6 protein-coding genes and 2 pseudogenes are annotated in these 7,669 nt (G+C 73.4%); 2 read left to right on the top strand and 6 right to left on the bottom strand.

The window, feature by feature from the left end:
* A pseudogene (thiG, locus tag ACWD3D_RS30295) lies at window positions 1-81 on the top strand (thiazole synthase); the annotation flags it as partial.
* Window positions 82-122: 41 nt separating this feature from the next.
* On the opposite strand, the gene fxsA reads toward thiG, so the two are convergent.
* The 4 genes and pseudogenes from fxsA to ACWD3D_RS30275 all read right to left on the bottom strand — a co-directional run bounded on the left by fxsA (window position 123) and on the right by ACWD3D_RS30275 (window position 4,558).
* The gene (fxsA, locus tag ACWD3D_RS30290; RefSeq protein WP_451463951.1) at window positions 123-722 is read right to left on the bottom strand and encodes an FxsA family membrane protein; all 600 of its coding nucleotides are present in this window, start codon (window positions 720-722) and stop codon (window positions 123-125) included.
* A gap of 280 nt (window positions 723-1,002) precedes the next feature.
* Window positions 1,003-1,773 (bottom strand): annotated as a pseudogene (locus tag ACWD3D_RS30285) (polyprenol monophosphomannose synthase); the annotation flags it as partial.
* A 605-nt stretch (window positions 1,774-2,378) separates the two neighbouring features.
* Window positions 2,379-4,025: an amidohydrolase gene (locus ACWD3D_RS30280; protein WP_451463950.1), complete on the bottom strand. Its 1,647-nt coding sequence runs from the start codon at window positions 4,023-4,025 to the stop codon at window positions 2,379-2,381.
* Between the two features lie 92 nt (window positions 4,026-4,117).
* The gene (locus ACWD3D_RS30275; protein WP_014044761.1) at window positions 4,118-4,558 is read right to left on the bottom strand and encodes an Lrp/AsnC family transcriptional regulator; all 441 of its coding nucleotides are present in this window, start codon (window positions 4,556-4,558) and stop codon (window positions 4,118-4,120) included.
* 377 nt (window positions 4,559-4,935) lie between these two features.
* On the opposite strand from ACWD3D_RS30275, the gene ACWD3D_RS30270 reads away from it, so the two are divergent.
* A complete protein-coding gene (locus ACWD3D_RS30270; RefSeq protein ID WP_451463949.1) occupies window positions 4,936-5,331 on the top strand; it encodes a hypothetical protein in 396 nt (131 codons plus the stop codon).
* 517 nt (window positions 5,332-5,848) lie between these two features.
* Here ACWD3D_RS30270 and ACWD3D_RS30265 read toward each other — a convergent pair.
* Together ACWD3D_RS30265 and ACWD3D_RS30260 are read right to left on the bottom strand one after the other, a co-directional pair.
* On the bottom strand, window positions 5,849-7,021 hold the full coding sequence (locus tag ACWD3D_RS30265) for an acyl-CoA dehydrogenase family protein (protein WP_451463948.1): 1,173 nt from the start codon (window positions 7,019-7,021) through the stop codon (window positions 5,849-5,851).
* Window positions 7,022-7,263: 242 nt separating this feature from the next.
* Window positions 7,264-7,431, bottom strand: a complete 168-nt coding sequence (locus ACWD3D_RS30260) for an SCO1431 family membrane protein (protein WP_451463947.1) — start codon at window positions 7,429-7,431, stop codon at window positions 7,264-7,266.
* Window positions 7,432-7,669: the final 238 nt, after the last annotated feature.

Genomic DNA, 7,669 nt, shown 5'->3' with positions numbered 1-7,669 from the left:
GGCGACCCGGTCCTCGCACGGAAGCTGGAGGACGTGGGCTGCGCGGCGGTCATGCCGCTCGGTTCCCCCATCGGCTCCGGGCCGTCTCGTCCCAGGGGCGGGCTTCTCGGCGGGTCAGCGGGTCAGCGGGTCAGCGGCGGCCGGGGGCCCTGCGGCCCGTCGTCGCCGCGCCGGGGCGGCTGCGTGCCGTCCTCACGGATGACCTCGCCCTGGACCACCTTCCCGTCCGGACGGTGCATACGGGCCTGATGGAAGGCCCCGGAGAGGCTCCCCGGTGAGGCGGCGCGCATCCGGCGCTCCAGTGCCCGCTCGGTGAGTCCGCTGAGCGCCTTACGGACGGGCGGCACCAGGAGCAGCAGGCCGGCCAGGTCGGAGAGCATGCCGGGAATCATGAGCAGGATTCCGCCGAGCATGAGGAAGCCGTTCCCCCGGGCCGCCGGCTGCGGTTCCGGCCGCCCCTCTTCCGCACCGGGCTGCCCGGGGGCCTGCCGGAGGGTCTCGGTCAGGTTGGAGAAGGCGCGGCGTCCGGCCTTCTTGACCACCGCCGCACCGCACACGAAGCCCGCCACCAGAAGCAGCAGGACGGTGAAGCCGCCGGCCGCGTCGGCCACCAGGATCAGCAGCCAGATCTCCAGCACCAGCCAGGCGACGATGCCCAGCGGCAGGAATCTGCGGACGCGCGAGCGCCGGGGACGGTTCGGGGGCGGTGTGCCGGTCGTCATGCCCCCAGTGTGCCTGTACGACGGTACGAGCGGCACGGGCGGGGTGCTCGGCCCGGGGGCGTCCCGGTCCCGGGCCGGACGTGCGTCAGGACGGATCGGCGTCCGGCGGGGTGTCGGCGGAGGGGACGGGTGCGCGGCCGGCCCCGGCGTCCGGGGCGGTGTCGGCCTCGGCTTCCGGCTCGGCCCGGCCCGGGGAGGCCGGGGCGCCGTCGGCGGCGTCGATCGCCGAATCCGCCCGGCCCGGGGAGGCCGGGGCCGCTGTGTCGTCCGGGCGGGCGGGCTTGCGGCCCAGCACCTTGTCGGCGACCTTGTTCGTCCGGGCGGTGATGCCCCATCCGGTGACCCGGAAGAGTGCCTCGACGAGGATGTCGCGGCTCATCTTGGAGTCGCCGACCTCCCGGTCCACGAAGGTGATCGGCACCTCCACCACGTGGAATCCGGCCTCCACCGCGCGGCGGGCCAGATCGACCTGGAAGCAGTACCCCTGGGAGGCGACCTCGTCCAGGCCGAGCCCCATGAGCGTGTCGGTACGGAACGCCCGGTAGCCGCCGGTCACGTCGCGGACGTCCAGGCCGAGCGCGAGCCGCGAGTAGAGGCTGCCGCCCCGGGAGATCACCTCCCGGCTCTTGGGCCAGTTCACCACCCGGCCGCCGGGCACCCAGCGCGAGCCGAGGACCAGGTCGGCGCCCTTGAGGGCGGTGAGCAGGCGGGGCAGTTCCTCGGGCTGGTGCGAGCCGTCCGCGTCCATCTCGACGAGAACGCCGTAGCCGTGCTCCGCGCCCCAGCCGAAACCGGCCAGATAGGCGGCGCCCAGCCCTTCCTTGCCCTTGCGGTGCAGCACGTGCACCTGGGTGTCCTCGGCCGCGATCTCGTCGACGATCTTGCCGGTTCCGTCGGGGCTGTTGTCGTCGGCGACCAGGATGTCGGCCTCCGGGACGGCGGAACGCACCCGGTCGACGATCGGCTTGATGTTCTCGGCCTCGTTGTAGGTCGGGATGATCACCAGGACTCTGCCGAGCGGGTCGTACCGCCGCTGACCGCCGTCGTTCACTAACTGCCCCTTAAAGATCCGTGCGCAGGTGCACACCATATCGACCGCGCGGCACCCTCCGGGCGCCCCGGCCGCCCGAAGCGGCACGGGCTGCCGGACAGAACCACGGAAGTGGGGACAGATCATCGGCGAGGGACGGCACGTGACCGCCGCACGGTCCGAGGATGCCCGCGCCGGGGCTCCCGCCCGCGCCCCGCAGGTCTGCGGATCGGGGCCCGGCGCCCTTCGGGCCGACCTGGCGCCCGCTGGCTGCGGGTCGACCGAAAGCCGTTGTCTACTGAACGTCCGGGCCCCACCCGGGTCGCACCCGTCGACCGGTGAAACCTTCCCTCGCCCCCGAGGCGCGGGCGCTGAACCTGGCTGTCAGTGACGGTGGGCCGGTACGGCTCACCACCCCGTGACCCAGCGGCGTTCGACGACTGCATGGAGGTTCGACCGGTGGACGTCCTGTGGTGGACCCGGCCGAACCTACCGGCCGATGACCGCTTTCTGTCAACAACGGTCCGACCTGCGAAGTTGCCTCATATCGCCTGGTCAGCGCCGAAGATCCGCAGGTCGCGTGCGACCACTCCCCCATCGATCGGCGGTACGGAAAAACCGGCTCGTCACTCGTTCGGGCGTACGTAGACACTCCGTCCGCCCACGACGGTGCTCAGGCAGACCGGGAGATCGACCCCCGGAGAGAGATCGGGCAGGCCAGGGGTGCCGGAGCGGGGGTCGGTGGACCATCGGGCGACCCGGTCGTCGGGCGCCTGGACGACCAGTTCGGAGGTACGCCAGATCGCGTAGTCGGCCGGCGCTCCGGGCACCAGGATTCCGGCGTCGTCGCGGCCCGCCGCCCGCCAGCCGCCCCGGGTGTGGGCGGTGAATCCGGCGCGTACCGAGATCCGGTGCTCCGGGTTGCGGTGGAAGGCGGCGGCCCGCACGGTGCCCCACGGGTCGAGCGGGGTGACCGGGCTGTCCGAGCCGAAGGCGAGGGGCACGCCCGCGCGCAGCAGCGCCGCGTAGGGGTTGAGCGTGGCGGCCCGCTCCGCGCCCAGGCGCCGGGCGTACATGCCGTCCTCGCCGCCCCAGGCCGCGTCGAAGGCGGGCTGCACGGAGGCGGTCAGGCCGAGTTCCGCGAAGGCGGCGATCGTCTCGGGGGTGAGCATCTCCGCGTGCTCGACGCGGTGGCGCGCGGCCCGGACGCGGGCCAGGCCGACCCGTTCGGCGGCGGCCCGGATGCCGTCCACGACGGCAGTGATCGCGGCGTCGCCGATGGCGTGGAAGCCCGCTTGGAGGCCCGCCTCGGTGCAGGCCGCGACGTGGGTGGCGATCCGCGCGGCGTCCAGGTGGGCGGAGCCGGTGTGCGGGGCGTCGGCGTAGGGCTCGTGCAGGCAGGCGGTGTGCGAACCCAGCGAACCGTCCGCGAAGAGGTCTCCCGCCGCGCCGAGCGCGCCGAGTTCACGGATGCGCGCGGCGCCCTTCTCGTCCTCGACGTGCTCGGCCCAGAGTCCGACGACCCGGGGGCCGGGTTCGGCGCCGGCCAGCGCCAGCAGCGAGGTGAAGTCGTCCTCGTCGGAGATCTCGGGGCCGCCGCACTCGTGGACCGTACCGATGCCGAGCGAGGCGGCGTGCCGCAGGGCGGCGCGCTGGGCGTCGGCGCGCTGCCGCACGGTGACGGTGGCGTGCGCGGCGGCGCGCACCGCGTGGTGGGCGTCGCCGGTCAGCGGGGCGTCGGGGCGGTACCCGTCCATCGCGGTGACCCCGGGGACACGGTCGAGGAGGGCCGTGGTGACGACCGCGGAGTGCACGTCGACGCGGGTCAGGTAGAGGGCCCTGCCGCCGGCCGCCTCGTCCAGCTCGCGGCGCGACGGGGGCCGGTGCCCGGGCCAGCGCGCGGCGTCCCAGCCGTGGCCGAGCAGGACGGCGTCGGCGGGCCGGCCGTCGGCGAAGGCGCGGACGAGGTCCAGCGCCTCGGCCAGGCTCCGGGCGCCCGACAGGTCGAGCCCGGTCAGCGCGAGGCCGGTGGAGGTGGTGTGCACGTGGGCGTCGGTGAAGGCGGGGGTGACCAGGGCGCCTTCCAGATCGACGATCTCGTCGGCTCCGCCCGCGAAAGCGTCGGCGGCCCCTTCGGAGCCCACCCAGGCGACGTGCCCGCGTTCGACGACCATCGCGGTGGCGAACGGGTCGGCGGGGCTGTGGACGTCTCCACCGCGCAGCAGCACGGTGCGGTGTTCGGGGTCGCTCTGGGGGGCGGTGCTCTCGGTCATGGGACCAGTCTCCCGCGTGCCCCGGCGACGGTGGTCCGCGCCCCTCCCGAAAGCGCGCGGCGCACCCCGGCGCGCGTCCCCGGGCGACCTGGTCAGATACGCGGGGGGCGTGCCTCGTACGGGGTGGACAGGACCACGGTGGTCCGGGTGGAGACGCCGGCCAGCGAGCGGATGCGGGTGAGCAGGTGTTCCAGCTCCAGCGGGGTGGCCACCCGCACCTTGAGGATGTAGTTCTCGTCCCCGGCGACGCTGTGGCAGGCCTCCAGCTCGGGCACGCCGGCGAGCCGCTCGGCGATGTCGTCGGGAGCGCTGGGGTCGAACGGTTTCACCGAGATGAACGCGGTGAGGGGCAGGCCGACGGCTTCCGGGTCGACGACCGCGGCGTAGCCCCGGATCACCCCGCGCTGCTCCAGCCTGCGGACACGCTGATGAACGGCCGATGTGGACAGGCCCGTGGCCTTGCCCAGGTCGGTGTAGCTCATCCGCCCGTCCTTGACGAGCAACTCCACGATCTGACGGTCCAGCTCCTCCATGCGGTCAACCTATTGCCCCTGGTCCGGTCCGCAAAGTCCCACTGCGCGCCCGGCGGGCCCGGCACACGGCGGACGGGACGGGGGCGACGGGGCGGACGAGCCGCTCCCGCGCCGGACACAGCTGGACGATTCAGGCGAAGTGGCGTGTGTGCGTGCCGTGTTTCGCCGGCCCGGAAGGATTTCGCGGCCCCTCTTCGAACCCCTCGCGGAGCGGCCCGGAGAGGCCGGAAAGGGCACCTGCGGGCGGCATGTGACCAAGGCCACATGTTTACCGCCTGTTGTCGACCCGGGTGGCGGTTACAGCGGAGTCACGGCGGGAAGTGCTTGGTGTGGTCGGGGCCACCGCGCCTCACCGGCCCACTGAGGGGGGACTTCCCATGCAGAGCCTGAAGCTCACCGGTCACAGCGAACCGGAGCCCGTCGATACGGACGAGGACAGCCTGTCCGACGCGTACGACACCTTTGAGATGTACCGGGTCTTCTGCCCGGACTGCGAGCAGCCGATCGCGCTCCTCGCCGACGAGGACGTTTTCCCGGAGCACGCGCTCTGCCCCACCCCCTGGAACCCGTTCGTGCTGACCGTCTGCGCCGGTACGGGCCGGAGCGCCGCCGAGGCGGAGCCCGCCGACGAGACCCTGGAGGTGCAGGAGCAGGAGACCGCGCTCCTGTTGACGCTCCCCCAGGGACTCGACTGGCGGATGCAGCCGTTCTCGCACGCCGGGGGTCCCGGTTCGCGCCCGATGCGCATGCCGCAGATGCGTCGCGCCGCCTGAGTCGGAGAACCGTGCCCCGCGCACCGCGACGGCGTCGCCGACGTGGTGCGGGTCCCGGCGGGCGACCCGCCTCGAACACCCGCCCGCATCGCTCGTACAGTGACCCGACGGCGCCCCCGGCGTTGGTCCGGTATGACCATCCCGGACACCACGGCGGGCTCCGGTCGTCGCCGTCTCGTCGCCCCGCCCTCCGAAGAATCGGTTCCCCGGCCCACGGCACCGCTCCGTCGAAAACCGGAACCCGGCGCGGCCACGGCAGCCCCCGGTGCGGGTACTCCGCACCCGGGGACTGAGGGAGGTGCCTTCCACGCGGGCACGGCCTTCCACGCGGGCACGGAAGGCGGGGACTTACCGCCCGCCGCGCAGCCCCGGCCCGCAATACCGCCTTCCGAATCCCCCATCTACGTCGCGCTGCTCCGCGACTGGGAGGGCTCGGGGCGCACCCTGCCGGGCCGTCACGACCAGGAGTGGACCCGGATCGTTTCGGCGCCGGTGTGGTCGACGCTGCCGCAGCGGATCAGTGCGATTCGGGGCCGGCGAGGTGGCGGGCGATGACCATCCGCTGGATCTGGTTGGTGCCTTCCACGATCTGGAGTACCTTGGCCTCCCGCATCAGGCGTTCGACGGGGAAGTCCCGGGTGTAGCCGTACCCACCCAGCACCTGCACGGCGTCGATGGTGACGCGCATGGCCGCGTCCGTGCAGAACAGCTTCGCCATGGCGGCCTGGCGGGAGAAGGGCTGCCCGGCGTCGCGGAGCCGGGCGGCCTCCAGGTACAGCGCACGGCCGGCCTCGATCTGGGTCGCCATGTCCGCGAGCAGGAAGCGCAGCCCCTGGAAGTCCGCGATCGGACGCCCGAACTGCCGCCGGTCCGTGGCGTATCCGACGGCTTCGTCCAGCGCGGCCTGGGCGACGCCGATCGCGCAGGCAGCGATGCCCAGGCGGCCGGAGTCGAGCGCGGAGAGCGCGATGGCGAAGCCCTGGCCCTCCTCGCCGATCCGGCGGCCGTCCGGCACCCGTACGCCGTCGAAGTTGAGCTGTGCGGTGGGCGATCCCTTCATGCCCATCTTCCGCTCGGGGGCCGCCGCGTTGAGCCCTTCGGCGTCGGCGGGGACCAGGAAGGCGGTGATGCCCCGGGGGCCTTCGGCGCCGGTACGGGCCAGCACCGTGCAGAAGTCGGCGATGCCGCCGTGGGTGATCCACGCCTTGGTGCCGGTGAGCACCCAGTCGTCGCCGTCCCGTACCGCCCTGGTGTGCAGCGAGGCCGCGTCGGAGCCGGACGCGGGCTCGGAGAGGCAGTAGGCGCCCAGGAGCCCACCGGAGAGCATCGCGGGCAAGTGCGCCTTCTTCTGCTCCTCGGTGCCGTAGTTGGCGAGCGCGTGGCAGGCGAGGGAGTGCACGCTGACGCCTAGTCCCACGGTCAGCCGGGCGGCGGCCAGTTCCTCCAGGACCTGGAGGTAGACCTCGTACGGCTGGTCCCCGCCGCCGTAGCCGGAGTCGTACGCCAGGCCCAGCAGGCCCGATGCGGAGAGGAGGGTGAAGAGTTCGCGCGGGAAGTGGCCCGCCTCCTCCTCGTCGGCCGCCCGGGGCACGATCTCGTTCGCGACGATGTCGCGTACCAGCGTGAGCAGTTGCCGGGATTCCTCGGTGGGCAGACGGCGTTCCACCGGTTGCGGGGCTCGGTCGGGCATGACGGCGCTCTCCTCCCTGTCGGGCGTGACGGCGAACGGGCCCGGGGTGGGGGCCGCGTCGCCGAGTGGTCCGGGCTGAGCCCGGCACAGGTGGTTACGTGCCCAACCGATCCTGCCCTTCCGGGTCGCGGAAGACGCCGGTCAACGGCTGTGGCGCGTCGAGTATGCCCGATCGGGGCGCCCCCGTCACCGGTTACGCGAGACCGTGATCATTCTCCGTGGAGGCCGCCCGCCCACGCGGGTCACATGAGTCCGGCCCGGGTGACGAAGAGGGCGAGCACGACGACGAGGGTCCAGCCGAGGACGTGTTCGAGGACCTTCGGTCCCCCCTCCCCCGGGCCACCGGTGCGGGCGCGACGTGCGCGGAGGGAGTGGTGGAGGCGTTCGGCGGCTGCGGTGGTCGCGGTCATGGCATCTCGCTCGGTCGTACGGCAGTGGAGGTGTCCCCCGACCGCACCACAGTGCCCGACGAACGACGTCCGGCGGAGGAGATCCCCGTCACCGTGGTCCGGTGCTCGGCGCCCGCGACCGGTGGCCGGGCCAACGGGTGCAAGGGACGGGGGTGCGGGGCGACTCGGGCGGCCGGGATGCGGCGCACCTCGAAGTTCGAAGCCCCGGAGGCCTGACCATGCAGTTCGGACGCACCTT

It is taken from the genome of Streptomyces sp. NPDC002690 (genome assembly GCF_053592415.1).
The sequence above is the reverse complement of the archived record's forward strand: the minus strand, read 5'-3'. Positions and strand labels throughout refer to the sequence as shown.